The organism is Leptospira mtsangambouensis (genome assembly GCF_004770475.1).
Classification (GTDB): domain Bacteria; phylum Spirochaetota; class Leptospiria; order Leptospirales; family Leptospiraceae; genus Leptospira_A; species Leptospira_A mtsangambouensis.
The window spans coordinates 42803-68700 of sequence record NZ_RQHK01000017.1 but is presented as its reverse complement, the minus strand read 5'-3'; the positions used below and the strand labels follow the sequence as shown (position 1 = coordinate 68700).

The 25898-nt window shown below is 37.5% G+C and carries 25 protein-coding genes; 8 read left to right on the top strand and 17 right to left on the bottom strand.

All coding sequences use genetic code 11. The features are described from left to right. Positions 1-13 precede the first annotated feature (13 nt). Genes EHR01_RS12720 through EHR01_RS12695 form a run of 6 tightly spaced genes read right to left on the bottom strand, consistent with a single transcriptional unit; the run spans position 14 to position 5335 of the window. Positions 14-820, bottom strand: a complete 807-nt coding sequence (locus EHR01_RS12720) for a hypothetical protein (protein ID WP_135695142.1) — start codon at positions 818-820, stop codon at positions 14-16. 32 nt (positions 821-852) lie between these two features. Next, a complete protein-coding gene (locus tag EHR01_RS12715; RefSeq protein ID WP_135695141.1) occupies positions 853-1443 on the bottom strand; it encodes an LOG family protein in 591 nt (196 codons plus the stop codon). After that, positions 1430-2578, bottom strand: coding sequence for a HEAT repeat domain-containing protein (locus EHR01_RS12710; RefSeq protein ID WP_135695140.1), 1149 nt, complete (start codon positions 2576-2578; stop codon positions 1430-1432). Before EHR01_RS12710 ends, EHR01_RS12715 begins: the two co-directional genes overlap by 14 nt. Then, positions 2575-3411, bottom strand: coding sequence for a DUF4846 domain-containing protein (locus tag EHR01_RS12705; protein ID WP_135695139.1), 837 nt, complete (start codon positions 3409-3411; stop codon positions 2575-2577). Before EHR01_RS12705 ends, EHR01_RS12710 begins: the two co-directional genes overlap by 4 nt. Before the next feature lie 16 nt (positions 3412-3427). After that, positions 3428-4450 carry a zinc-dependent alcohol dehydrogenase gene (locus EHR01_RS12700; RefSeq protein WP_135695138.1) on the bottom strand — a complete coding sequence of 341 codons (1023 nt, stop codon included), beginning with the start codon at positions 4448-4450 and terminating at the stop codon, positions 3428-3430. A 57-nt stretch (positions 4451-4507) separates the two neighbouring features. Beyond that, positions 4508-5335: a hypothetical protein gene (locus EHR01_RS12695; RefSeq protein ID WP_135695137.1), complete on the bottom strand. Its 828-nt coding sequence runs from the start codon at positions 5333-5335 to the stop codon at positions 4508-4510. An 86-nt stretch (positions 5336-5421) separates the two neighbouring features. Here EHR01_RS12695 and EHR01_RS12690 point away from each other — a divergent pair, with 86 nt between their 5' ends. Further along, entirely contained in the window at positions 5422-7062 is a 1641-nt protein-coding gene (locus EHR01_RS12690; RefSeq protein ID WP_135695136.1) for an ankyrin repeat domain-containing protein, read from the top strand. Here the strand turns inward: EHR01_RS12690 and EHR01_RS12685 are convergent. Continuing rightward, positions 7059-7496 (bottom strand): ABA4-like family protein, encoded by a 438-nt coding sequence (locus EHR01_RS12685; RefSeq protein WP_135695135.1) that lies wholly within the window; start codon positions 7494-7496, stop codon positions 7059-7061. The two genes, EHR01_RS12690 and EHR01_RS12685, sit on opposite strands and share 4 nt — an antisense overlap. Then, positions 7493-8416 carry a hypothetical protein gene (locus EHR01_RS12680; RefSeq protein ID WP_135697321.1) on the bottom strand — a complete coding sequence of 308 codons (924 nt, stop codon included), beginning with the start codon at positions 8414-8416 and terminating at the stop codon, positions 7493-7495. The genes EHR01_RS12685 and EHR01_RS12680 overlap by 4 nt, the downstream gene beginning before the upstream one ends. A 70-nt stretch (positions 8417-8486) precedes the next feature. Between EHR01_RS12680 and EHR01_RS12675 the strand changes: the two genes are divergently transcribed. Further along, a complete protein-coding gene (locus EHR01_RS12675; protein ID WP_135695134.1) occupies positions 8487-9158 on the top strand; it encodes a TetR/AcrR family transcriptional regulator in 672 nt (223 codons plus the stop codon). On the opposite strand, the gene EHR01_RS12670 is transcribed toward EHR01_RS12675, so the two are convergent. From EHR01_RS12670 to EHR01_RS12645, 6 genes are all read right to left on the bottom strand, one after another. Beyond that, complete coding sequence (locus EHR01_RS12670; protein ID WP_135695133.1) at positions 9133-9720, bottom strand: DUF6272 family protein; 588 nt, start codon at positions 9718-9720, stop codon at positions 9133-9135. The two genes, EHR01_RS12675 and EHR01_RS12670, sit on opposite strands and share 26 nt — an antisense overlap. 291 nt (positions 9721-10011) lie before the next feature. Further along, positions 10012-11523, bottom strand: coding sequence for a PP2C family protein-serine/threonine phosphatase (locus EHR01_RS12665; protein ID WP_135695132.1), 1512 nt, complete (start codon positions 11521-11523; stop codon positions 10012-10014). A 308-nt stretch (positions 11524-11831) separates the two neighbouring features. Further along, positions 11832-12179: a slr1659 superfamily regulator gene (locus EHR01_RS12660; protein ID WP_135695131.1), complete on the bottom strand. Its 348-nt coding sequence runs from the start codon at positions 12177-12179 to the stop codon at positions 11832-11834. A 13-nt stretch (positions 12180-12192) separates the two neighbouring features. Further along, entirely contained in the window at positions 12193-12804 is a 612-nt protein-coding gene (locus tag EHR01_RS12655; RefSeq protein WP_244310106.1) for a slr1658 superfamily regulator, read from the bottom strand. Positions 12805-12942: 138 nt separating this feature from the next. Continuing rightward, positions 12943-13806: an LIC_13355 family lipoprotein gene (locus EHR01_RS12650; RefSeq protein ID WP_135695130.1), complete on the bottom strand. Its 864-nt coding sequence runs from the start codon at positions 13804-13806 to the stop codon at positions 12943-12945. 28 nt (positions 13807-13834) lie between these two features. Continuing rightward, positions 13835-14464 (bottom strand): hypothetical protein, encoded by a 630-nt coding sequence (locus EHR01_RS12645; RefSeq protein ID WP_135695129.1) that lies wholly within the window; start codon positions 14462-14464, stop codon positions 13835-13837. 455 nt (positions 14465-14919) lie between these two features. Between EHR01_RS12645 and EHR01_RS12640 the strand changes: the two genes are divergently transcribed. Then, complete coding sequence (locus EHR01_RS12640) at positions 14920-15675, top strand: lysophospholipid acyltransferase family protein (RefSeq protein WP_135695128.1); 756 nt, start codon at positions 14920-14922, stop codon at positions 15673-15675. On the opposite strand, the gene EHR01_RS12635 is transcribed toward EHR01_RS12640, so the two are convergent. Genes EHR01_RS12635 through EHR01_RS12625 form a run of 3 tightly spaced genes read right to left on the bottom strand, consistent with a single transcriptional unit; the run spans position 15672 to position 19220 of the window. Next, positions 15672-16295, bottom strand: a complete 624-nt coding sequence (locus EHR01_RS12635; RefSeq protein ID WP_135695127.1) for a TetR/AcrR family transcriptional regulator — start codon at positions 16293-16295, stop codon at positions 15672-15674. The two genes, EHR01_RS12640 and EHR01_RS12635, sit on opposite strands and share 4 nt — an antisense overlap. Before the next feature lie 60 nt (positions 16296-16355). Next, positions 16356-18194, bottom strand: a complete 1839-nt coding sequence (locus EHR01_RS12630) for an alginate export family protein (RefSeq protein WP_135695126.1) — start codon at positions 18192-18194, stop codon at positions 16356-16358. Between the two features lie 39 nt (positions 18195-18233). Next, positions 18234-19220, bottom strand: coding sequence for a sodium-dependent bicarbonate transport family permease (locus EHR01_RS12625; RefSeq protein ID WP_135695125.1), 987 nt, complete (start codon positions 19218-19220; stop codon positions 18234-18236). A gap of 144 nt (positions 19221-19364) precedes the next feature. Between EHR01_RS12625 and EHR01_RS12620 the strand changes: the two genes are divergently transcribed. Genes EHR01_RS12620 through EHR01_RS12600 form a run of 5 tightly spaced genes read left to right on the top strand, consistent with a single transcriptional unit; the run spans position 19365 to position 25898 of the window. Then, entirely contained in the window at positions 19365-20933 is a 1569-nt protein-coding gene (locus EHR01_RS12620; RefSeq protein WP_135695124.1) for an AraC family transcriptional regulator, read from the top strand. A gap of 22 nt (positions 20934-20955) precedes the next feature. After that, positions 20956-22566 (top strand): SulP family inorganic anion transporter, encoded by a 1611-nt coding sequence (locus tag EHR01_RS12615; protein ID WP_135695123.1) that lies wholly within the window; start codon positions 20956-20958, stop codon positions 22564-22566. A gap of 48 nt (positions 22567-22614) precedes the next feature. Further along, positions 22615-23553 carry a TPM domain-containing protein gene (locus EHR01_RS12610; protein WP_135695122.1) on the top strand — a complete coding sequence of 313 codons (939 nt, stop codon included), beginning with the start codon at positions 22615-22617 and terminating at the stop codon, positions 23551-23553. A 58-nt stretch (positions 23554-23611) separates the two neighbouring features. Continuing rightward, positions 23612-24964: a TolC family protein gene (locus tag EHR01_RS12605; RefSeq protein WP_135695121.1), complete on the top strand. Its 1353-nt coding sequence runs from the start codon at positions 23612-23614 to the stop codon at positions 24962-24964. Continuing rightward, on the top strand, positions 24954-25898 hold the full coding sequence (locus EHR01_RS12600) for an efflux RND transporter periplasmic adaptor subunit (RefSeq protein WP_135697317.1): 945 nt from the start codon (positions 24954-24956) through the stop codon (positions 25896-25898). Before EHR01_RS12605 ends, EHR01_RS12600 begins: the two co-directional genes overlap by 11 nt.

The following is a 25898-nucleotide window of genomic DNA, read 5'->3' as shown; positions in this document are numbered from 1 at the left end:
CTGTGTTCTTAATTTAATCAGTCAAATCGACTTCTTCGAATTCCTCTGTTTGGTGGCGAAACATCCATAGTTTACTACCAGAATAAAAATTAATAAACCCATCTCGCATTTCAAATTGATAAACCTGTCGGAGGAGTAAATTTTGTTCGTATTGCATCTCGGTGGTGAGGTCCATCACAATGATACGGCGGGATGTGATGATGGCCACTTTATCATATAGGTTGGCAAAGGCACTCAGGGTTTCTTGTTCGAGGCTAATGGTTTCCCAATGGTTCGTATAACTGTTGTATATGTAAAGTTTGCGATCACTTGCAACAAGGGCCGCTTTGTGACCCATTGCCACTTCGTATCGTTCTTCCCCAAAGATATGTCCCTTTTCCCATTCAGTGCTTGTATTACTCACACCTAACAGGTTTTTCTGGGAGACAATGATACACAAGTCACCGTAACATTTGGAGTAACGAAGGTGTTCCCCTCTTGTGGAATATGCGACTTCCGTTCCATCTGATAAAAATGCCTTTAAGGACAGATGGCCTTCGACAAAGTTAATCGTTGTTTGGATATATGGGTAAGCGGTTTTGTCCGTGGGCATATTGGAGAAGACCGTTATATCTTGTTTGGCGGGAACGGTAGGAACGTGGAGGTCTGGTTTTTGTTGTGTCCGGTTTCGATTTTGGCTGACCGTGTCGACGTAGTAAATATCCCCGTAAAATTGGTCGGGATTGGCAAAAAGGGATGGGAACAATCCGATAGAGAGGGAAAGACCTATGATGAGCGAAAGTGATTTTAGAAACTGTTTTGTATGCAACCTTGAGAGCATTGTCTTCTGTGACCCTTGCCAGTGAATCTCCATTAGATGGCATCTTCCGACAACCATTTCTCTGTCTTAGAGGGAGAATAGTTTTGTAAATGAGAGAGTAAGTCCTTCGTTTCATTTAGGATTAGCACGAGATTCATATTTTCTTTTTTTAAAAAACCAGATTCCACCATGGTTTGGAACATTTGGACCAGTGGGTTATAAAATCCATTCCAATTCAATAAAACAACGGGTTTGTGATGTAAACCTAACTGAGACCATGTGATCACTTCAAAAAACTCTTCCATGGTACCAAAACCGCCTGGTAATACGACAAAGGAGTCCGACAAATCAAACATCTTTCGTTTTCTTTCGTGCATACTGTCTACGAGAATTAGTTTACCGAGTCCACTATGTTCGATTTCTTTCTTTTTCAAAAATTTGGGAAGTATTCCCGTTACCGATCCATTTTTTGACAAACAGCCGTTGGCTACTGCTCCCATTAAACCTACGCTGGCTCCGCCATATACCAGGCCAATATTTTGAGTGGCCATATATTCACCTAATTCGTATGCTGCGGTCATAAAGTTGGGATCAAATCCGGGTGCGGATCCGCAGTAGACGGCAATATTTTTAATTTGATTCATTGGGTATTTGTTCTTTATAGTAGAGTGTGTTTAGGATGAAATTATTGATATCAATGTCTTGCATACCGTGATGGTTGATTCTTAAGAAACACTTTCTACGAGCTTCGATAAGTTTATTAATCAAAATTTGATGATTAATCGAATTTGAAAAAAAATCCAACGGATGAATTGTGTGAGACTCACCTTTATTTTGAATCATTTTTTCTATTTCATTCATCAGTTTGGAATCAGAAAAATTGTTGGAACTTTCTCCATATTTCTTTTTTAATTTTGCAATTAAAAAATCATAACTTTGGTTTTTTACATAATTTTGTTCACTAAAAAAATAGTTTTCCGTTTCTTTAGAAAGAGATTTTGGTTTTGGTTTTAGTTTTAGATACAGTTCTTTTCCAATTGGACCAGCATTATCAAGCAGAATGTAAGTTTCATTCACAAAGGTGATGTGGTCATTCTCTGTTTCTAACATTGTATAGATATCGTTTGCACATTCTGGTGTACAAATTCTTCTTAAGATGCTGGTAATTGATTGTCTAAGTTTTGGGTTCGGCTCTGATTTGAGAATTTTAAGTAAATGTGGAACACTTTGGTTACCATAGACTCCGTAAAGATGGGTTCTTTGTGCATGTGCATCCACCGTGGCAATATGTTGCGCAATAAAAAAAGACTTACTTTCATTTTGTAAAAATCTTTTGTCAATTGAGAATAGAAAGTCTGGAGTTTGTTTTTCACTTAGGAATAATGCCAAACGAAAGTATTGTTGTGTATTTTGTATGATAATTGGACTTTGAAAATCAATCGTTTCATATGCTTTTTTGATGAGATCAATTTGTTCTTCTTCTGGATTATAAAGTGCCAAATACCAGCTTAAATCGAGTAACACCATTTGGTTTGGTGAATTAGAAGATAATTCATCTTTTAGTTTTGTTCGGATGATGGGAAGTGAGGTGGATTTTTTTTCGGAAAATTTTTTCCAGTTTGAATCCATTAGTGAATTAAAATTTTCAATTTCACTTTTGTCGTCGGATGCTTTGATTGTACGAATTGACTCAATAGATTGGATGACTTCTTCTTCATAACTTTCAGGGAAGATGTTTGTGCTTGTTAATAATATAAAACTGATGATCCAATATTTCATTTTACAAATCCATAAATTTCTTTTGTAGGAAATTCCCATTCTGGCGTCGAAAAAGTTTGGTTTTGTGGAATTTCAAACCAAGGGGAATATTTACTTTCTGACTTTAGAATATGCATTTCTTGTGAAGGCATATAACTTTGTGCCAAAAGAAATAAAGTTTGTCCATCTTTTCCTATTGTTTGGTCTACAACCATTACTACATGTCCAGGGGAACCGGCCTCAATCCAAACGTCTCCTGGTTTTAAGTCAGAAATTTGTTTTTTCTTTAATTCAGATTTTAAGGAAATGGTTCCGGCATAACTATATATAAATTTTAAATACTCTTCAAATACATCTCTTCCAACTCCCTTTTTGAACTTGCCTGTTTTCCAATGGGTTTTGTTTCCATTCACTTGGACTCTTTCACCTTTGACAAACCTCGGAAATCCAACATCCAACCCATTGCTGATTTTAAAATGAATCTCTTCATATTGTTTTAAGGAATAAAAATATTCAGCACGTAGTTTCATCACTGCATCTGCACATTGGATTAAGTCGGCATTGAGGAGAGGAAAATCTAAAACAGCAACATGGACCTCATTGGTTTTTGTCCTTCCATCAAAGAGATGGACTGGACTTCCTTTCGGTTTTAAAGGATAGTTTTGTAAAAAACTCGCAAAACTATGATTTGGGTAATTGACTCTTTTGAATTCTTTGGGAGGAGGAAAACGTTCTTGAATGGAATCAGCAAATAAGTTTTGGATCAAAAAATGGATCAGGATAAAAAAAATCCAAACCGAAAAATTACGATTTGGAATTTGATTTTTCATAAAATAAAGAGTAAAATTTTTCATATAGATTGGACTTAGTTCATTTTGTAATCACAAGTTTGATTGATTCTTCTAACCAAGCATCCTTGGCGTCATCAAAGGAAACTTGGTTTGTAACAATTTTTTCTGGAGTAAATTCACCAGACTGAATGTAAGGATACAACGCCTCCATGGAATCTTTGGACTCCACTCGTCCCAAATGGATTTCGACACCTTGGTTGTACATTTCAAGATATGGAATTTCCCATTGGTTCGTCCAAAAGATAGACGCTGAACTAAAAATAGCATTTCGTCCCAAAGAGCGGACTGCAAAATCCCAACCTGATTTGTCAGCTGATGCATCACAAACCAAATCATACTTTTTTGTTGGTTTTGGAAATTGGGCAAAATGTTCTACAGGGATTCCTAAGGATTCTGCCAATTGAATTCGCATGGGATTTGTATCAACATACATCACTTCAGCTTTCTTTGTTTGGTGGAGAAATAAAGCTGTATAAAGTCCAATACTTCCTGCATGTCCGCCAACAACCAAAACGTTTGGATCTTTTTTTTTGTTTAAAAATCTACCTGCAAGTTTCCAAACTTCAGCAATATTGTCACTAAGGCTAGCAATTCCTACTGGATTGATTTTTTGATCAATCTCAAGTAGCATTTGTTTGGCGAATGGAATTTTGATTTCATCAGCAATGGCACCGCCAAAGGAATGAGCGCCTGGTGGCATTCCAAATCCTGAAGTGTAAGGAACAGATTCGCAGGAATTGGAATGATGGTTCAGGCAAGCAGGGCAGGTTCCACAAAAAATTTGAAAGGAACTTGCTACATTCATTCCCTTCGAATATAAATGGGTTAGGTCTTCTGAGACAGATTTGATTTTGCCTATAAACTCATGGCCCACAGGAAACGGTGCACGAAATAGAGTTTCTCCCCGAAGAATGGGTAAATCCAAATCGCAACGGGCAATGGCAATGGGTTCTATAATGACTTGGTTTTCACCGGTGATTGTAAGTGGTTGGGTCTCTTCCCATTCTAAGATACCTTTTTTACGAAACATCAATCGACGCATAAAACACCTCATGTATACCGATTGGTCTATTTAGGAAAAGAAGATCAAAACTTACAACTAGAATTGTTTGAACCAACTAGGAACTTGGGGGAGTTCAGTTTCTTTCCAAGTCCAATCTCCGAGAACTGTAACAATGGGTTCTGTCGAATCCAAGGCGAGGCCTAGGCCGCGACCTAAATCTTCCCGTTCTGTTGGGCGATATGGTGTTTCAAATTGTTTTTGAAAGCTTTCCTTTTCATGTTCCCAAGCATAAGAAAGAAAAAAGTCCAAAAATTTTTGGTCTGAGTTTTCATACCGACTTTTTAATGTTAGAAGGTCAGGATTATTTGTTTTTTTCATTGTCCGTTGGAGGACAATGGATATCCCTCGAACACTCTTTGAGAAAAATGTTCCTGCCCTTACAATTTTTCTTTTTTGGGGATTTGCCAAAGCCCAAAGGTCACCTTTGTATTTAGCGATTCCCATCGAACCATAAAAAGACAGAGTATGACTCAACCAATAAAATGCGGAATAAGCAACTGAAAGTTCTGGATTGAAAGTTTCTTCCAACTCCAAAAGAGGATAAAAACTGATTCCTAAAGTATCTTCGATTTGTTTGGGAGTACTTTCAATGATGGGGAACCCTACCTCACCGAGAGCTGGAGTATAAATGATGGCTTTAAAATTGGGCTGAATCTTATGATTTTGTAGATCCTCTTGGATTTTTTTGGAAAGTCCTTGCGTAGCTGATTTATCGAAAAATGTAAGATCGGCATTCGACACAGGTTCATTTGTTGTAGTCGATGTTATGATATAAGCAGATGGATCCTTCTCTTTTAGGCAAGTGATGGCACTTTGGCCCGCCTCTCCCGATCCTCCAATGACTAAATAATGATTTTGTCTCATGAATTCCTGCCTGAATGGTTAGAAGTTTTGAATTTTCGATTGATCCGTCAAAACTCTCCTGTTTTATTAATCGGAACAAGCGAAATATGAAAACGATCTTATCCTGTTCTAATTGTTTTAGCGGTCATTCTGTTTCAACTTCCAAATTGGAAGGTAAAAAAGGAAAGTATCGCTGCAAAAAATGTTCTGCCTGGAACCATTTTGATTACCGTATTGACTTTTCTTCACAGTCTTCCGACTCACTCGTGTTATATGATCTAAATTTTAAGGATTTTATTCCAGATCATAAACTCCAAGGTCAAATTTTTGGCAGATACACAACTGATTTTATCTCGGACTGGTCAAACGAGGAACTTGTTTTTCTAAAAGATGAGGATGGAAATGAAAACGATTTACGCATTTCAATTTCCGGATTACCTGAAATCATCCGATTAAAGAATTTTATTTTTGATATAACAACAGAATCTCCATCGAAATCGTTAAACATTATTATTAATCAAAATGTTAATGTATCACCACTAAGGCTTTCGATTACTGTAGATGTTTTTGAGGACCATTCCGTCTCAGGAAAATTGTATTTAGCAATTGCAGATGAGTGGAATACTTTGTTACACGGAAGTTTTACCGCAACACATATCTACAAAATTCAATTTGATGAACACGGAGATTCAGATAAAAAACTTCCTGATTTTATTTCCAATGAACTGGCAGCAAAAATCCATGCATTATCAGGAAATATTTTGTCACTGCAAGAATCGTTTTCTCTTTTGGAACAACATGCGAAGGATGAACTTTTGACTTTGGTTATTTACCATTGGCCAGAAAACCAATCTACAATTTCAGAAGTTCATTTTAAAGAAGGGAACTTACAAGTTGTGTTCCAACTAACACAGAAAAAACTAAATGAAACTTTGATTTTTCTTCTTTCCAACCAAGTTGTGCCAACCCTAAAACATTGGCGGCTCATTCATGATGTTGTCTGTCATTCTGAAGGAGAACCATTATTTATACCGCTTCTCAAACATAAGTTTCCGGACGGTTATGAAATCAATTTAGGTTCTAGTTTAGAATCGAAAAATGATGATAAAACTTTGGATTGGTTAGATTCAGATGATATTTATCTTTTGGATTCCTTTGTTCGTACAGTAGGTTCTCTCGACTATGCCATAAATGATCCGATTCGAAATCCTTTGGGGTTTTCTCTTTTACAAGAGTCTTTTGTCCGGGCAAAATACAAATCTTGTATGCGACTTTTGGAGAGAGGAGCAGATCCCAACCAATTGGATGCCAATGGAGAAACTGCAATTTTTAAATTGTGCCAAGATAGTACACTTCGATTACAAGAAAAAACGGCTCTTATGGATGAGCTGATTCGAAGGGGAGCAAAAGTTAATCTTCAATCAGTCAATGGAATGACTCCATTGCATTGGTGTTCTGTTTTTGGAGAACCAAGTTTGGCAAAAAGATTAATCAATGCCGGTATCGATATTCATACTGCAGATAACAGTGGTAGTACGGCTCTTCATGAAGCATGCAAATTTGGAAATTCTGCGGTTCTTGCTTTGTTATTGGAATCTGGAGCCAAATCCAATGCAAAAACTTTGGATGAAAAAACGGGAAGAGACCTAGCTTTTGAAAATTTGGAAATTGCTGAATTGGAAGGTGATGAAGAGAAAAAGAACAGATCCCAACGCGTTCTTTCTCTCTTGGATGTTTACGGTGGTTAGGTTGTTTTTTTATTTTTAATGAACAAACGACTAATCGTGCGTAGAATCAAGTACAAAACAAATCCAGCCGGCCCAAAGTAAAAAGTTAAGGCCAAAACGGGAACAAGAATCCATCGGTTGATTCCTACTTTTAATCCGTCCTCCACTTCCCAGGTTCCTAAAAACAGATCAAAGGCAAGGTAGTGGATCCAACCTGCCAGTAAAAAGTAATCATTGGCAAATAAGGATCTGACCGATTCCAAACTAGAAAAATTCCCTTCTGCTTCTCCACTTCCAATGAGGATTGAAAATATATAAACTCCACCCAAAACAAGTCCGGACACAAAAACTCTTAAGAGCCGAATCACCTTTGTTTGGTTTGGAGCAAGTATCAAAATAAGCCATGAAAGAAGTGTGATTCCATTTGCAATTTTAAAAATGATCGAAGGGTTCATACAATTACTTCCTTTTGAAATTCTTTTGGTTGTGAACTTAATTTGAAAAAGCAAATAGAAATCATCAAAATACAAAATCCATAAATACTAGTATACAAAGGATTCAAATAAAAAACTGATTCTCCATTTATAGTTTGGATGACCATCACTACATTCATGATTAAGAATGAAATGCCGGTGAGCCGAACGAATACTAGATCTTGATTGGAATTTCTTTTACCAAGTAAATACGCAGACAGAAATACAAAGATTTGCATCACATGCATTCCAAAAAAATGTGGAACTCTCATATCACCTAGTTTTTTGTCCCAACCTAGGAAAAATAAGGAACCACCTGGGTTTCCTGTTCCGAAGTTATGGGAGCCACTCGTTTGAAAAATTCCTTGTTTCATCGCTTCTAGTTGGTCAGGGCGAGGAGAAGTCATAAAAAACCCAATGATCATTCCAAACCCAGCAATGGTTAATCCCCAAACTAAACTTTCTTTCACCGATTTAGGTATAGATTGTTTTCGAAAAATTTGGTAACTCATCCAAAGATGAAAAACCCAAAAGATGGAAATGCTCGTACCCATAACGGAATAAACAATTTGGTTCCAAGTATTTGTAACATTGAAGTGACTCATCTCACCACGTGAGGCTTGTAAGGTGATGAGAACAATTTCGATAAGAGCTGTAATGGTTAAGACCATTTGAATCAGGCCATTGAATTTCCAATCTTTTAGAAATTTAACTAAAACCCAAATTGTGGTAAAAGAGTACAATCCCAGCGAAAGGGAAAATTTTAAAGGTTTGATCCAGACATTTGCGCCCAAAAGGGTTCTTGTGTCCAAAAATAGGAGAGGAAGGATGGCAACAGTGAGTACTGCCATAGCGATCCCATTCCAAAAAAGTGGTTGTTTTCTGTAGTCATCGAATTCCATAATGTAGACAGTGTATATATCTATGTAGACTCTGTCAACATTAAATGTATACGCCGTAAACATTTTTTATATGAAACCTGCCAAAAAAAAACAAACTCTCCCTAAACCAAGTCCTTCCAGTTCTGCTAAAGCAAGTAGATACCACCATGGAAATCTCAGAGAAAAGGTTTTGGAACTTTCCAAAAAAGTTTTAGAAACCACTGGAGTCTCTTCTTTGAGTTTGCGAGATATTGCGAATGAATTAGGAGTCAGTCATACGGCCCCCTATCGCCATTTTCCGAAAAAAATGGATCTCCTCCAGGCACTTGTCACGGAAGGTTTTCGGGAATTAACGGAAGCAATGGAAAGAGCCTGGAACCATTCAGAGGATCCGTTGGAAAAAGTCAAAATGGCAGGTGTGGAATATATTTTTCTACTGCTTAGAAATCCAAGAAGGACAGAACTGATGTTTGGTGGAGAGATTTATGTATCAGGAGATCCTCTTTCTGATGAATTGAGAGAATGTGGGAAACTTGCTTATCTGGGAATGTTCAAAATTGTGGAGTATGGCCAAAAGTCTTTGAAGTTAAAAAACTCCGTTCCTACTGATACTTTGATGATGAGTTTTTGGAGTGGGGTCCATGGATTTGCAGTGCTGAATGAACGTAAGTGGAAACAAATCAAATCAAAAGAGGAAGAAGAGTCCTTTCGAAAAGAGGTAAATCAAATTTTAGAAATTATGATTGAGGGAACCCGTCTATAAAGTAGATGACCCGACTTGTGATGACTGTGTCTTCGTCTTCCGATTCGAAAGTTACTTCCATCTCTACTGGATAATCTTTTAAAACCAAAATGAGACCTATGCCTGAACGTTGAATATCTTTTTCATTTGTTTCCAATTTTTCAAGATACAAAGGTTCTAAGTCATTTGCTGAAAATATTTCTTTTAAACTTTCTTCATAAGCAAAAACATTTGATTCGTTTGTTTTGTTACGAACATACATTTCAAAAGTTTTGCCTCTATGGATAAGGGAAATTTCAATATCTGCTTTTTTATCATAAGAATATTTTGCAGCATTTTCCAATAGTTCATTGAATACGGTAGAGATAGAATTCACGATCTCTGAATTTTTCATATCTATGGATTCGGTAGGAACATTGGGTAAAAAAGAAAATCCGTAAAAATATCCGATAAAATCGGAAAGAATTCCGATTCGCCGCCAATAACGCATTAAATCCAAAGGTTTTAAATGGATTTGAAATTTGGAATTGGGATCTTGGTTGTTGATTTGATTTGCAAACTGAAAATTGCCGTATTTTCGCATAGTCCTAGTTCAACTATGGAATCTAGACTATTTATGTAAAAGTCGCAAGCGCTTTTTCTATCGTTTGTTGCATTAATGGGCGTTCTTCGGGGTTGGTGCTCAATTTATCAAAGTGGCAAGATTCAATGGATTTGCGGACACATTTGACACCAATTTTACCTTTCTGTTTTTGTATCACTGGACCCGTCTATCAGGGATTTGGTTGCATCCTTTTTTAGGAAATCCCGAGCATCAGCCACATGTGTTTATCTAGAAAAAATTCCGCTCTGCATACGTTGGTATCTTCCGCTTTTATCCCCGTTTACGCATGATCATGATGGTAATGTCATCATAAACATCCATTCCGTTAATGAAGACGTAAATGTCTTTAAAGATTGCTTCTAAAATTGCATCGGTGGTTCCAAGTTCTGCATGTTTTTCCAGAGACTGGATCAAGCGATTCGAACCAAATTGTTCTTTTTTGGGATTTTCTGCTTCTGTAGCACCGTCTGTATACAAAAGGATGATGTCTTTTGGATGGAGTGGAATTTGTTTTTCGTGTATAAATTCATCAATGGATTCAGTAAGACCAACTAACATACCGTTGTCAGCAGTATCGATAATTTCTGTTTTTTTAGAAGCGTGGCGGTAAACCATAATTGTTTCGTGTTGTCCAGCCGTTGTAAACACTCCATTTTTAAAAGAAAAGAGTGAGAGTGTTAGGTTACGGATATCATTCATCCTTACATGGATATTGGAAAACAAAATGGAATTAATCGAGCGAAGAGATTCTCTCAAAGAGATAACTTTGGAACGTAAAGTGGTGATGAATGCAGATTGAGTCATGAGCATCACAACCCCAGATGCAAGACCATGGCCTGTAACATCTCCGATCCCAACATATACTGTTCCATCTTCATGGTGGATTACATCATAATAGTCTCCACCCACTTCCTTCGCCGCATCCATTCTGGCGGAAATTTCTAATTCTTGAATGTCTTTTAGTTCTTCATTACGAGGGAGAACCATTGCTTGGATTTGCCTCGCTACTTCCAATTCCATGCCGAGATGCATATTCTCTTCTAGGATAGCCTGTCTTTCCGCATTAAAAATTAAGTCTGCTTGTTCATGGGTCGTACGAGAAGTATTTTGGATTGCATATAATATCAATCCACCAGTAACGATCATGTAGAGAAGGATGAGAAAAATTCCCATCGGCACACCACTTACCAAAAAGAATGTGCTGTTCTCTTCTAAAAAGTTTGGTTTTAGATAGGAAGACAACTCGATGAGTTTTGTATTCAAATCGGACATATCTGAATAGAAGTATATGGTTAAGAATGCATACTCTACAATCAAGACAACCACTGCTGAGATAATCGCTTTCGTATTATTGCGTATGGAAGCAAGTGCAATGAGAATAAAGAAAACATAAACCATAGGAGCCGCATAAACAAGGCTTGGGTTTTTTTGAGCCTGTGCGGTATAACCTATAACAAAAGTTAGTAAAGATATCTCTAAAAAGGAAGAGAGAAATTTAAAGATATTGAGGTATTTTCCAGATTTATTTAACGAATAAAGAACAATAAAGTTATAACAAAGAAGAATTAAGATAGAGGAAATTTGATAATAGAATTCTACTACAGGACGGCCAGAAAGTAGTCCCAAAGTGGAAAAGATAAATATCATTCCAAGGAAGTAGAATCGAAACTTCGTTGCGAAAATTTCAGCCCTAAATTCACCTTGGTAGGCAATCTCATTGAGTTGTTTTTTGTAATAGTTAGTAAGGACGAATCGGTTTTCGTTGGAAGGAGATTGCTGCATAGAGTAAAGGTTTCTTCCTTTATATTTCGTTTGGGAAAATAAAGAGAATCACTATTAACTTTATTTATTTTGTTAAAATTGCAAATGATTTTTTATATTTTAAAGAGAAGACAACAAGGATGTTCGTTTTGGTGTTAATGAAATTAGTGATATGATAAAGTTGGGATTTATCTTACACTCTAATTAATGTAGTAATATGAATGTGAGAGTTCGATAGAGAGATTGGATGAAATGTCCCGCCAAATTCTCGAATATAGAATGTAGTTCGAGAAGAATGGGGAGTAGATATAGGTGTGAGAATTTGTGGTTTAGGAAATTTCCAAAACCACTTGGTCCCAAAGTTTTTTGAAATTGGATAGAGATTTTGACTGCCAAGAAACGTTAAGAGATCCTTGGATTTTGATTTGGCATGCTGCACTTTTTCTGGAATCGATAATGAACATGGATAGGGTAGTGATTCCTGAACTGTTTACAAATTGTAAATCTCGAAAGTCCAGGGTTAATAATGAGCCTTGGCAAAGTTTGGCCGCATCTCTTAAAAATATTTTTAAAGGTTCATAAGCTGGTAAGTTCTGCAAGCGGATGGAACCTGTGAATCTGACAGTCTTAGTGGCTTCGTCGTATTTTATATTGTAATCTAAGTCTTTGATTTCCATGAAGCTTCGCCTATTATATCTCTTCTACGTTGATAATTGCTCTTACTATGATTTCATGAGTATCGGCATCGATCTCAGTGAAACTATAACCAAAACGGACACGGTAGTCTTTTAACATCATGAGAAGTCCTAGTCCTGAATTGGTATCACCATCTTCTTTGGTTTCGAGTGTAGAAAAATACATCTCCTCCACGTTTTCTGATATGAGTTTTTTTACAAAAAGCTCAAAACTATCTCGTAAGGTTTTTGACGCTACATTTAAAACATCAATCCTTAAAAGATTTCCATATTGTTTCAATTCTACGTTGACTTCGCCATTCTTCGATTTTGAGAATTTAGAAGCATTCTCCAAAAGTTCGTTAATGATGGTAGAGAGGGAGTTGGCTTTGGTCTCACTTGCTTCGTAACAATAGGAATAAAATCCGGCAACAAAGTTTGCAGTAAGTCCGCACCGTCTCCAATAAGATGTCATATCAATTGGTTGGAAGATCAATCGAAGTTGGCCATCAGCAGGCAAATTTTCTGGAATGCTGTGGTAATCCCCCAAAATGATGGGTGCCTTTTGATTCAATTTTGCCTCCCTTTCATCCTGGATGGGTATGTTTGTGTATTGGTTTTCACTCAAAAATGGATACACGCCCGAAGTGGTTTTAAAAAAAGAACCTTTTTTTAAAGATCGGTCAACTGAAATACGGATTGGTTTTTTCTGTTTTTTTTAGGGGAACTTCGAAGGTGTTATGGATCTTAGAAAGTGATCAATGAATTACTGAATCTCGCGGGCCACCACACCATCAATATCACTTCCATTGTAACTGCCTGGGGGCCATGGGAATTTATTCCCTGGATTCCCAGGATTATTCACATTACTGGCAGACGTAATTTTGATAAATTTAAATCCATTCGTTTTGATATTGGTGACAAGTGCTCCATTACAACCTGAGTCGTTAGGATCATTTTCGTCTATTTGGTCTAAATCGAAGCCGTCTCCACCACCTAACAAAAACAATCCACCTGTATTGATGAATAAGTCTTCATTGGTATATGGTTTTGTTGTCATATTGTAATAAACTGGCCTGAGTCCACCAAATTTTGTCCAACTGTCTATTAAGTTGACATTGGCACCCGAATAACTTGGGTTAAATCCACAATAATTTGTTCCATCAATCGAAACTTGAATCACTGAGGGATCCATTGCATAAGTATTTGTATCATCGGAAATACGAAAACTATTGTCATAAACAATAAAATCGTCACCGAATACATTCTTTACTGTTTTTCCACCCCAACTGAGAACAATTGTGGCACCTGGACCTGTGATGTCTAAAGCATAAACATCTAAGGATCCTACAAGTTCGCCTGCTCCGCAGACTCCATTGATCGCTTTGTTTGGATCAGAAAATCCAGAGACATTGGCACTTGCACTAATAACTGTTGTGGCAAGAAAAATATCTGAGGGAAGAGAGGATTTGGGACAAGAACTAGCACTACTTGCCGCATTGAGTAAAGGCAATAAGGCAACCAGATTTTCTTCGGCTGTTGCCGAAGGTGATGGTTTGCAAAAGGAGGAGGATACAAAAATCACTAAGAACATTAGACATAACGTTTTTGTGTTTAAATGTTTTTGCATCACTTCTCCTAGTTTTAGAAACTATTTTTTAAAGTCCAGTCCAAGTTGAGTTTTCAGTTCTTGCAAGAGCCCTGCTGAATGTAAATCCACCACAACCATTGGTGGCATAATTCGTTGAATTGCTTGTGACCGTACTTGCTTGTACTTCTGCAAGTGTTGCTTTTCCAGAAACAGCCTCACAAAAATAAAAACATTTTGAAGCACCTAGTTCGCAACCTGAACTAGTGACAGGAGTATAATCAATTCTTCCAAAAGTAGAGTTTGCAAAATTATTTCCACCAGGTGTGTTTTGGTAATATAGTCTACGAGTAGCTTTATCAAAAGAAAGAATTCGGTAAGTTGTATCTCCACCACCAAAGTAATTTGCATTGGAATTGAATCCAGAAATGATACTTCCCGATCCATCTGGGTTTGTGGCAATGATGAGTCGTCCGTTTGGAGTTCCTGTCATTTGTCCGCTTGCATTATACGTATAACCAGCGTTCCACTGTCCATTGTATTCCAATAAAAATGATGTAGAGACGGCACTTCCTGCCAGTAGTCCAACTAATAGTTTATTATTTGCATCTGCTTCAGAAACTTGTTTTTCTGTTTGGCATGCGAATAGTTGCGCGAGAAGGATCAAGGATAGGGCAGTGGTTTTAAAAGTTCTTTTCATAGAAGTCTCCTAATGGTTTAAGATTTGGGGAACTCCGGCCAATGATAAACAAACTGTAGTTAACTTTTAAGTAAACGAACTTAAAATACAAATATTGTTTGTGATTGTTTCGGGTGCCCCGATTCCTTCGGGGCCCCTTATCCAAATGGAAGGCATTTGGAATCAGTGTGTAAAGCCCCATGACCGCGAGGTAAACTTTACGGGGAAGATCTGGCTCACCAAATGTTAATTTGGATTACAGTTGCGGGTCAGCACAGGAATTTCACCTGTTTCCTCCCTGAAGGTATTTCCCAGATTTTTGCCAAAGGAGGAATTGTCAAATTTTTAAAGCCAACAAGATCATGCGGATAAGTATCATTTGAAACAGAAATGACTTGGAATTGTAGCTAAAATCTTGTGTAAACTTTTGCAACCAATTTGGATTTTGGGGCACTGACAGTATAAGAGGAAAAGTTATGTTCTATTATGTAGGAAGATCAATTGGATTTGTGCTGATGTGGATTGTTGTGAAACCAATGCGTTTGAAGTACGGACACAAAAAAGTTGAAATTCAAAACGACCATATCTTACGCAAGTTAAATGGAAAATCCGCCATTTTGATTTCAAACCACATCAAACCAAGAAATAAGTTTTTAAAAGCAATTACAATGCCTTATGATGCCTTCGTGATTCGAGGGGTTCTCAAACGATATGGAATTTATACAACTGCACTTACTAGTTACGATTCTGGTGTTTCCAACAAAGGGAAAAAAAGAAAATGGTTACATAGAAAAGAACAATTGGTGAAAGGAATTGTAAAGTCCATTGATTTGATTCCACTCAACAGAAGTGAGTCTGATCCAACAACAATCAAAGACTTTAAACGAAGGATTGGACGTGGCAATTTAGGAATTGGTATTTTTCCAGAAGGAACTTGGTACCGAGGATTTCGTAAAAGTCGAAAATTATATCCGGGTATGGTTGTTTTGAGTAAACGATACAATTTACCAATCATTCCATTGTATCTTGATGCTTATAATTTGAATAAACCCATTCGATTGTCCGTTGGAAATCCAATTTGGGAAGTAACAGATGCGCCCGAAACCATTAGTTATATCCGAAGTGAACTCATTCGGTTGAAAGATAAAGGAACTTCTGTTACGATATCTGATACAACCAAAGAAATGTTAGAAGATGAAAATGATGGGTTAAAAATCTCACCAGTAGGTTAGATTTCTTTTTTACTCAAAAGTTTTTGGAAATAGGAAATCCCTTCTTCAATGGGGTTTCCTGAACCTTTTCTTTTTCGAAGCATTCCAGTCATATCCAAAACAATCACTCCATACATCCAACTCCACATCAATCGCGCGATGGCAGGATATTCATTTTTTGGATACGGAATTTCACCGGATTCAAATCCAATGCGAACCGTTTCTAAAAAGAAACGATAACTTTTTGGTAATTGAGGAAATGCTTTTCTATGTACTCCGCCGTAGTCGGTCACAAACATGACTTTGTGTAACTCTCGGTTGTTACTTGCGAAATTAAAATAGGCACGGGCAATGGCAGCTAATTGTTGGAAGGCGGAGTTAGTTTCTACTTCCGCACTTGCCTTTTTTAACATGGAGAGGAGCTCATCCTCACCTGATTTGATCAAGTCTTGGACAAGGTCAATTTGGCTTTCATAATAGGAATAAGGACTGGCAACACTGCAACCAAGTCGGTTGGCAATCTTTCGCATGGAAAGACCTTCCAATCCTTCTTCCTTTAAAATTAGGAGGGAAACGTTTCTAATTTCCTCACGCGAGAGGCTATTGCGAATCCGTCTTTGTTTGTTTGAAGCTTCCAACATGGACTTGAATCAATCTGACCTCCATCATATTCAAATCCATCTAAAAATCGAACGTTTTTCTTAAAAAGCAGCGTTGATTTGGGCATAGGCCATATAGGCGTCACGTGCCAGTTGGTTTTTGCCTTGTAAGTAGTTTTGGTTCCATTCAAAGGATTGTGTGGTCGTATTGTATTGGATTTTGCTATTTCGATAATTACGCACCGAATCCCCCGCATTCAAATACCCAAATCCCATCCATAAGGAAACAAAATCGTTAATTTGTCCGTGCCAAGTCAAATCCACTTCCGTATAAATTCGTTTTCCCAGGGCATAAGGAGAAGAGTATGAATTATTAGAATAATTCTCTGTACTGCCTTTGTCGGAAGAAACTGGATAAGGATTTTTTTCACCCAGAGAACTTGTGGAATTGGCAGCACCGCTGATGGCATACCAAGCATCTTGTTTTTCTGCTTTATCATTCTGGAAGTAAGTGACCTGGAATTCTCCAAAGGAATCGGTTTTATAACTGATACTCACTGACTTTGAATAAAGATTTTGTGCGTTGATGTTTTCTGAAATCCCAGCCACACTATTAAAATAGGGAATCACTCCAAATCTTGGATTGGCCAGTGTTTGGAAAGTGGATACAGACGCATCAGCTCTATTTTTGTCACCAGATGCGTATAAAACTTGTCCACCTAACCGTAGTTTTTTGAAAAAAGTATATCCGGTTTGAAACACATGCATTTGTCCTGTATATTTTTCTCTTTCGGTCCTCGAGTTGTCATATTCATTGGGCAGATATTCTTTTAAATACGGGTCTTGGATTCGTCTGCCACTGGTTCCTGTTTGGAAAGCGGATTCCCAAGTGAAGTCCCAAGATTTTCCTTCTGGAAGGAAATTTCCTTTGGTTCTGTTGGTCAGACGAAATCCTGTTGTGATAAGGTTTTGGTTTTGTTTACTTCGATTCATAGCTTGAGGATCATCATTCGAAGATTCAGGCAAACCAGTCACAGGATTGATTGGATTTTTTTTCCATTTGCGAACCACTCCTAAACTATAAAGATCCAAAGTCACCCAATCAGGAATGGTAAAACTATTATAGGTTCCGAGAAGTGTTGTATCTGTTCCTGTTGCTGCCGAGTTGAGTTTAGGATCATTGGCAGATACTACACCGTTGGTTCCGCTTTGTGTCCAGTAGGGCCTTGCCATTAAAAAGTGGATTTTAAAATTCTCATAATTGAACATGAGTCTTGCGCCATCGAAAGAGAGGCCGTTCACTGTCCAGTTTCCTCCACCAATCATCCGTTGGTCTCCATAAGCCCAAATTTGCCTTCCCACTTGTAATTTAGAATGTAGGGGGAGTTGGTTGAGAGTCACAAAGGCTTCTCTAACTCCTGTTTGGTTTAGAGAAACTGCATTAGTTTGGTTCTTTGAATAAAGATCTGCAGTATTGTTAAAAAAATTAGCTCGGATGTCTCCAGAGGATGCGGGGGATTCTCCTCCCCAAACTCGAGCATCTTGGAGTGTTACCTTAGCTTGAACATAAGGACTTGGGTCAAAAATAAAATAAATGGAAGATGTTTGGATGGTTCTATCAATATAACCTTTGTCAGAGGCATTAAAATCCAAATTGTATCTGGATTCTTGTCTGGGTCTTAAATACAATCCAAATCGTAATACATCATTTAACCAAAATTGTTGCGAGTTGGCGGAATGTTTGGACAACTCTGGTTCGACAAACATATGCCGATTGTATTCAGGATCGATCCCTTTTTCTTTCATTGTTGAAACATAAGGTTTGGGAGTCTGAACTGTTCCTTCGGAATTTTGTGTTTCTGTTGGTTCAGCCTTTGGCACTGTTAGCGGCAAAAAAACCGCTAACAGTAGAAAATAGAAATAACCTTTTGAAATATACATGCGATATCTCCTTTTCCTTAAGTGATATGTTCTCTCAAATTATGCGACTCCGCTTATTACTTTTAGTATATAAAAGTATAAGGGAATTCCAATAATAATATTAATTGGGAACACGATTGATAAAGCTACTGTTAGGTAAATGCTTGGATTTGCCTCGGGAATAGATTCCTTCATGGCTGCCGGTACTGCAATGTAGGATGCGGAAGCACAAAGTACTACGAACATCAGAGCATCGCCGATAGGCATTTGAATGATTTTTGTGAGTAGGATCGCAATGACGACGTTGATCACCATGATGGCAATGGCTGATCCAACCAAAAAGAATCCAACTTTCTTTAGTTCGCGCATTTGTCTTGCGGCATCAATTCCTTTGTCCAAAAGAAAGAAAGTGAGAAGTCCTTTAAAAATATCCTCAGTGAAAGGTTTTGTAGTATTCCAACCAGATTCACCAGATAGATAACCAACGATGAGTGCTCCGATCAAAATATAAACTGAAGAACTAAAGAAAGCTTCGTGGAGTAATTGTTTCCAATGAATTTTTTCGTTTATATTTTCATGGTTTTTCTTTTTACCCAAACGATCCAAAATCACTGCGAGAACAATCGCGGGTGATTCCATAAGAGCCATTCCTGCTACGATAAAACCTTGGTATTCATATCCATAGCTGTGTAAGAAAGCTCCTGCGGTCACAAAGGTAACGGCACTGATCGAACCAAAACTTCCCGCAAGGGCTGCAGAGTTCGCATGATCCAGTTTTGCTTTGAAGATAAAGTAAGAATAAATGGGAACAAAACATGCCATAAACATACAGGCGATGAGTGTTAACAAATGTTCTTCTGCAAAAGGGGATTTGAAAAGTTCATGACCACCTTTGAAGCCAATGGAGAACAAAAGATACAAAGATAGGAATTTGGAGACACCTTCCGTAATCCTTAGATCTGATTTGAAGAATACGACACCCATTCCTAAAAAGAAAAAGAGTACCGGTGGGTTTAAAATGTTGTTGAGTGCTGCGTGGAAATCCATAATTTCATCCCTCTATTTGTCATCATTTTAGACATGTATTTTGTCCAAAATCATAAAATTGGACAAAAAATAATTCATTTCAAAATTCATTAAACATCGAAATCGCTTTCTCATGCGTAGATAACACGAAGACTGGTGATTCAGATGAAACAAATGGTCCGAATTATCCTCCTATTGGCAATCTATGCCGGATTGGGTGGGTGTTTGTGGAAGCCTGAAAGTTTCTACGGGCGGAACATAAGCCGCGATGTCCAATTTTTAGTACCTCAAAAAACAGAAGTTCCTAAGAACTGTAGCCACGAATCGATCCAATCTCTGCGAAATTTGGTCTGGATTGAGAACAGAAGCGCGGATGCTATGAGGGGAAAACGGGAGGAAGGTGGCCAATGGGTCCGGTTTCAGTTACTGAATGAACTGGAAATGGATTCTCAATTCAGCGTGCTCATCCAATGGATTAACATTCCTTTTGTGGAACTTTGTTCGGAGGGTCCGGAAGGGAACGTCATAGATTCCTATAGTGGTTACGTTTGGGAAGATTGGATGGGTTTACTTTCTCCATTTCCTCATTTCAATGTCACCCTCCGCCCTAAAGAGAGTCGTTATTTTTATATCTATCTAATTTCCAACGAAGATTTGAACTTCCCGATCAGAACAGTCTCTCAGGCAGGTTACCGTTCTGTCGTTTTGTTTCGGTTTCTGACCTTTTTATTTTTTTCAATGGTTGGGATAGTTTCTTTTGGTTGGGCTTTATCAGAGTATTTTAAATCAAAAGAAAAAGTTTACATATCCATTTTAATACACTTTCTTATGTTCTTTCTTCTTGTGTATTCAGTGCACGGGAAAGAATTTGCATCAATTTTTGGGAATACTAACAATTTAATCAGGCATTCTTATTACATCTTTTTATCGATTAATCATTTCATCTTCTTTGTTTATTTAGCTTCTTTTGATCAGTTTGTCGGCAATCGTGTTTCTCGGACTATTTTGTTTTGGGTTTCAGGGTTTGCAGGATTTTTGTACATCCTTGTTCCTCTTTTTTCACGTGTTTACGAATTTAGAATTTTTCTAGTTCTATCTATCTTCGGAACTGCTGCCTATCACTTATATAAGACTCATGAATCTTTGTTAGTAAATCAAGAAAGTGAAAATAGATCTTACGTTCTTGGTTGGTTCTTCTTTCTTTTTTCCGTCTTCTTAAAGACATTGTTCCATTTCGATTTTTATCCATATCAGCCGTTTTTTATTTATGCGTCTGTGTTCTATCTTCCTTTCTTAACTGCGGGATCTTTTTTGTTTTTGCGGAACTACGAAAAAAAAGATAAATCGAAGACAAGATACAGATCGTTAACTACAAAACTAGATAAAACGGAGTTTCGTAATAAACTTGAGATGTTGTTAGGCGCAGAAAAAATCTACCTTGATCCAGCATGTAACGAAGAGCTCATCGCATCCAAAATGGGTCTTTCTTACCATCAGCTAAGCGAACTCATCAATTCAGAATACAACTTCAATTTTCCATCTTTGTTAAACCAATATCGAATCAAAGAGGCTATGATTTTACTGAATGAAAAACCAGAACTCAATATTGCTGAGGTTGGCAAACTATCTGGATTTGGATCCAGATCCGCTTTTTATTTAGAATTTAAAAAACAATCCGGTGTGAACCCGAACCAATTTCGAAAAACAAAAGGCCATATAAATAAAGATAGTTAGATAGATAGAGAGGATGTTCGCTATGAACAATCAAAATAAACCAAAAGATTGGTTACCCGGGTTAAAGGAAAACTGGAGATCTGATATTGTCTCCGGTTTTATTGTGTTTCTGATTGCATTGCCGCTATGTTTGGGCATTTCACTTGCTTCGGGAGCACCACCAATGGCTGGAATTTTTTCGGGGATTGTTGGTGGAATCATTGCTTCCTTACTGAGTGGCTCCCACCTAACAATCAACGGACCAGCCGCTGGGCTCATAGCCGTTGTTTTGAATTCGATTATGGTTCTTGGTGGTGGAGATCCAAAACTTGGATTTGAACTCACCCTTGCGGCCATTGTAATTGCAGGTGCTATCCAAGTCGTTTTGGGACTTGTGAAAGCAGGCAATTTAACTGTCTATTTTCCAATTTCAGTTGTTCACGGAATGATGGCTGCCATTGGAATTATCATTATCTCAAAACAGTTTTATGTAGCTCTGGGAATAACCCCGAAGGCAAAAACTATCGGTGGATTACTTTTAGAAATACCTTCGAGTTTTCCTTTTGTAAATCCCGAAGTCGCCATTATTGGAATTTCTGCCATTGTGATCATTGCAGTCCTTGCAAAAATCAAAAACCCATTAGTCAAAAAATTGCCTGCACCACTAGTCGCAGTGTTAGTGGGGATAGTCCTCGGATTGGTTTTTGATTTAGCAGATGAACATTCTTATACATTACTCGATCAAACTTATAAAATTGGACCTGAAAAATTAGTAAATCTACCTGATCATATTTATGATGGGATTACCTTCCCTGACTTTTCCAGATGGAAAGATGGGATCTTTTGGGTCATGGTGATCACAATCGCACTCATCGCAAGCATTGAATCTTTGTTAACTGCAACCGCTGTTGATAATACAGATCCATATCGACGTAAATCCAATATGGATCGTGAACTTGTGGCGAAGGGTGCAGGAAACTTTCTTTTAGGTTGGATTGGTGGATTGCCGATCATCGCAGAAGTGGTCAGGTCTTCGGCCAATATGGAAAATGGCGCCAAAACTCGTTGGTCGAACTTTTTTCATGGTTTGTTTTTGTTATTTTTTATTTTGCTTTTGCCCGGCCTCATCCACAGAATTCCTCTCGCATCACTTGCAGGTATTTTGATTATGGTGGGGATTCGATTGGCTTCTCCTCATGTTTTTAAAGAAACATACGACAAAGGTTGGGACCAAATTGTTATTTTTACAGTCACTGTAGTTCTAACGATTGTTGAAGATTTGTTAGTTGGTGTTTTCTGTGGAATTGTTACAGCAATTTTAATTCAGATTTATTTCGGAGTTCCTCTTCGTTATATTTTTGTCGCCGATATTACTGTAAAATCTGAAAATAAAGTCCATGAGTTGTATGTAAAACATGCATTGCTTTTTTCGAATATGATTTCATTGAAATTATTACTTAGGAAAGTGACTCCCGGTGAAAGAGTGGACTTAAAGTTTGATAAAAACGTAAAGATGATTGGATTTTCAGCTATTGAGTTTCTACAAAGTTTCAAACGAGATTATGAATTAAGAGGTGGGCAAGTAAATCTAATTGGTTTTGAGGATTTAAAACCAATCTCGACTTATTATGGAGCCACACGAATCCACAAGTAAGTAACAAAAAATTCTTGTAACTTCTAGTTTCAAAACCAATATTCCTGTATGCAGAGAGTATTGGTTTTTTCTCTTCTTTTCTTTTTTCCCATTTTCATCCAAGCAAAAGACGTTCCCACTTTGACTGGTAGAGTTGTGGACGAAACCTGGACTTTGGATTCTGGTTTTGTTTCCGCTTTAGAAAGGCAACTGAAAGAACATGAAAGTAAAACCAGCAACCAAATTGCGGTATTAGTGGTTCCGTCATTAGAAGGTGAAGGAATAGAAGAATATTCCATGAAAGTTGTGGAGGCATGGAAATTAGGCCAAAAGAAAAAGGATAACGGAGTTTTATTGTTAATTGCCATAAACGATCGAAAATTACGGATCGAAGTGGGATATGGATTGGAAGGAAATCTAACGGATGTTCTTTGTCACCATATCATAGAAAAAGAAATAAAACCTTATTTTAAAAAAGGAGATATCCAATCTGGAATTCAGAATGGTATCAATGCAATTATTGATGCGATCCAAGGTACTTATACGGCTCCAATTCCCGATGATTATTCCCATTTAGGTCCATTGTCTTTTTTGGGAGAGTTATCACATGGACAAGAAGAAATTCCTTTTGGAGTAAAGGTGTTTGTTTCCATTTTCGTTTTGTTTATTCTTGGTATTTTTACTTATATAGCAGCTAATGCACCTTATATTGGTTGGTTTATCTACTTCTTTTTGTTTCCTTTTTGGAGTTTATTTCCAACAGCAATTCATGGTGCCAATGTAGGTGCTTCTGTATTTTTGACTTATGCGATTGGAATTGGACTATATAAACTCTACCATTTGTTAACGCCACATGGAAGGAAAAGAATGAAAAAAGGTGTATTTGGTGGAACTTCCCGCAGTTCAGGAAGCAGTGGTTGGTCGAGTGGTGGTGGAGGATTTCGTTCGGGTGGATTTAGCGGTGGCGGCGGAAGTTTTGGAGGAGGAGGGAGTTCCGGGAGTTGGTAATTTTTTTTAAAATCAAACTTTTGGGAACTTTTGTAATCAAACTTAGGTTTATTATATAGTGAAGTTTCATCGTATTCTATTGTTTGTTTTGGTAACAACAGGGTCAGTTGTTACCCTTTCGGCAAAACCTATTCTCATTAAAGAACTTTGGCAAACAGCCTTACAATCCAATCCTGAATTTTTATCGGCAAAGGCAGATTACGACAAAGCCTTTTTCGAAAACGAAAAAAGTTACGCTTCTTATTTACCTACCGTAAATGTTTTGGCTTCAGCAAGACAATCGTCCGCCAATTTTAGTGGATCGGGAACTGTGAATGATCCTTTGATCAATGGATCGGCTGGAACAGCTTCAAATACAAACCAACAAACCAGTTCAGGGGAATCAAGACCAACGGCAATCAATCGTTATTCAGTAGGCCTTAGCACCAACCAAAACCTTTTTGCCGGATTTAAGGATAAAAGTGGAATAGATAAAACAGAAGCTTTGTTGCAAGCAGCCAAACAGACATTACATGATTCTAGGTTGAAAGTTTGTTTTGAACTAAAGTCAGGTTACGCACAGATGTTGTATGCCAAAGAATTACACCAACTTTCAGAAAAAATCAAAGACCGACGTACAAAAAATCGTGATTTGGTAAAACTTCGATATGAAGTGGGTAGGGAACATAAGGGAAGTTTTTTACTTAGTGAATCTTTTGTAAAACAAGCCGAATTTGAAGTGTCTTCTGCCTTTCGATTGTTTGAAAGTAATGTAAATGAAGTGGAGAGAGTAATCTCCAATCGTTTGGATATCAATATCAATTCAGAATTTGTGTATGAGCCAGTTTTGGAAAAAAAGTTTTCGGAAAAAGAAAAGGAAAACTTGTTAGAGTCACATCCCTCTGTAATGGCGGAACAATCCAAAGTGCGCGCTGCACAGGCAAATATTGGTGTGGCAGAAGCAGGGTTTTATCCTGATCTGAATTTAAGCGCGACTGTCACCAGGCAAGATGATGTATGGTTACCAAAACCAAGAAATTATAGTTTTGGTTTGAACTTAACCTATCCATTGTTCAATGGTGGAAGAGATTATTATAATGTTAAAATTGCAAAAACTGAATATGAAAAATCAATTCATACAAGAGATGCCAAAAAAAACTCTCTGACATTTTCCTTAGAACAGTCACATCTCAATTTCAAAAATGCATCGGAACAGTTGGTTGTATTGACAGAATTTTATAAAGCTTCGGAGATTCGTGCCATGATAGCCAGATCACAGTATTCGAATGGACTGATCAGTTTTGAAAATTGGGATATCATCGAAAACGATTTGATCAACCGAGAAAAAAATCTATTGATAGGCAAACGGGATTTAGGTTTGGCAGAAGCTACGTATTTGAGAAATTTAGGAAAGTGTTTTGATGAAGATTAAATTTGTTTTGATAGCAGTTGTGTTGGTGATCATTTCACTTTCCATTTATTTTTTTGGATTTGGGAAATCAAAACCAAATATGAAACTAGAATCTTCCAAAGTGTTTCGTGGAGATTTGATTGTTACTGTGCGTGCCACAGGTTCAGCCATCCCCAAAAATCGATTGGAGATCAAACCACCAATTGCCGGGCGTGTGGAATCCATTTTAGTCAATGAAGGAAACCACGTAGCACGTGGCAAAATCATTGCATGGATGAGTTCAACGGAAAGGGCAGCTTTGTTGGATGCTGCTAGGGCCAAAGGGGAAGAAGAACTTAAAAAATGGGAAGATTTTTATAAACCAACGCCAGTCATTTCACCTTTACGTGGTTTGGTGATTGCATCCAACATCAGTCCTGGGCAAACAGTAACCCAACAAGATATCCTCTATGTTCTTTCAGATAATTTGATGATCCAAGCAAAAGTTGACGAAACAGATCTTTCCAAAATAAAAATTGGCCAACTCGCAAATGTAACTGTTGATTCTTATTCAGATGCCGTCATCCAAGCTAAGGTAACACATATTGGATATGAAGCCGTTACAGAAAATAATGTGACTATGTACAATGTAGACTTGGAATTAAAAACCATTCCTGAATATCTAAGGAGTGGGATGTCGATAACAATTGACTTTATTGTTTCCGAAGAAAGAGATGTTTTGCTTCTTGCCAATGAGTTTGTAAAAGGGAAATCGGAGAAAGGTATTGTTTTAAAAAAGATAGAAGGGGAGTTAGTGGAATTCTCTGTTAGTATTGGAAAGAGTGATGATCAAAATACTGTGATCCTCTCCGGACTTGAAGAAAACGAAGTAGTATATCGAAAGAAAAAAATTCAGGAAGAAAAAAAGTCCGGTAGTAACGGTCCATTTTCTTCACCTAAAATGCCCAAGAGATAA

Bases quoted from the DNA above. Each gene is read 5' to 3' on its own strand.
- EHR01_RS12720 (WP_135695142.1), bottom strand. From the start codon at position 820: ATGCTCTCAAGGTTGCATACAAAACAGTTTCTAAAATCACTTTCGCTC.
- EHR01_RS12700 (WP_135695138.1), bottom strand. From the start codon at position 4,450: ATGCGTCGATTGATGTTTCGTAAAAAAGGTATCTTAGAATGGGAAGAG.
- EHR01_RS12630 (WP_135695126.1), bottom strand. From the start codon at position 18,194: ATGTATATTTCAAAAGGTTATTTCTATTTTCTACTGTTAGCGGTTTTT.
- EHR01_RS12665 (WP_135695132.1), bottom strand. From the start codon at position 11,523: ATGCAGCAATCTCCTTCCAACGAAAACCGATTCGTCCTTACTAACTAT.
- EHR01_RS12690 (WP_135695136.1), top strand. From the start codon at position 5,422: ATGAAAACGATCTTATCCTGTTCTAATTGTTTTAGCGGTCATTCTGTT.
- EHR01_RS12610 (WP_135695122.1), top strand. From the start codon at position 22,615: ATGCAGAGAGTATTGGTTTTTTCTCTTCTTTTCTTTTTTCCCATTTTC.
- EHR01_RS12645 (WP_135695129.1), bottom strand. From the start codon at position 14,464: ATGAAAAGAACTTTTAAAACCACTGCCCTATCCTTGATCCTTCTCGCG.
- EHR01_RS12625 (WP_135695125.1), bottom strand. From the start codon at position 19,220: ATGGATTTCCACGCAGCACTCAACAACATTTTAAACCCACCGGTACTC.
- EHR01_RS12600 (WP_135697317.1), top strand. From the start codon at position 24,954: ATGAAGATTAAATTTGTTTTGATAGCAGTTGTGTTGGTGATCATTTCA.
- EHR01_RS12620 (WP_135695124.1), top strand. From the start codon at position 19,365: ATGAAACAAATGGTCCGAATTATCCTCCTATTGGCAATCTATGCCGGA.
- EHR01_RS12695 (WP_135695137.1), bottom strand. From the start codon at position 5,335: ATGAGACAAAATCATTATTTAGTCATTGGAGGATCGGGAGAGGCGGGC.
- EHR01_RS12675 (WP_135695134.1), top strand. From the start codon at position 8,487: ATGAAACCTGCCAAAAAAAAACAAACTCTCCCTAAACCAAGTCCTTCC.
- EHR01_RS12685 (WP_135695135.1), bottom strand. From the start codon at position 7,496: ATGAACCCTTCGATCATTTTTAAAATTGCAAATGGAATCACACTTCTT.
- EHR01_RS12650 (WP_135695130.1), bottom strand. From the start codon at position 13,806: ATGCAAAAACATTTAAACACAAAAACGTTATGTCTAATGTTCTTAGTG.
- EHR01_RS12670 (WP_135695133.1), bottom strand. From the start codon at position 9,720: ATGCGAAAATACGGCAATTTTCAGTTTGCAAATCAAATCAACAACCAA.
- EHR01_RS12660 (WP_135695131.1), bottom strand. From the start codon at position 12,179: ATGGAAATCAAAGACTTAGATTACAATATAAAATACGACGAAGCCACT.
- EHR01_RS12710 (WP_135695140.1), bottom strand. From the start codon at position 2,578: ATGAAATATTGGATCATCAGTTTTATATTATTAACAAGCACAAACATC.
- EHR01_RS12680 (WP_135697321.1), bottom strand. From the start codon at position 8,416: ATGGAATTCGATGACTACAGAAAACAACCACTTTTTTGGAATGGGATC.
- EHR01_RS12705 (WP_135695139.1), bottom strand. From the start codon at position 3,411: ATGAAAAATTTTACTCTTTATTTTATGAAAAATCAAATTCCAAATCGT.
- EHR01_RS12715 (WP_135695141.1), bottom strand. From the start codon at position 1,443: ATGAATCAAATTAAAAATATTGCCGTCTACTGCGGATCCGCACCCGGA.
- EHR01_RS12635 (WP_135695127.1), bottom strand. From the start codon at position 16,295: ATGTTGGAAGCTTCAAACAAACAAAGACGGATTCGCAATAGCCTCTCG.
- EHR01_RS12615 (WP_135695123.1), top strand. From the start codon at position 20,956: ATGAACAATCAAAATAAACCAAAAGATTGGTTACCCGGGTTAAAGGAA.
- EHR01_RS12640 (WP_135695128.1), top strand. From the start codon at position 14,920: ATGTTCTATTATGTAGGAAGATCAATTGGATTTGTGCTGATGTGGATT.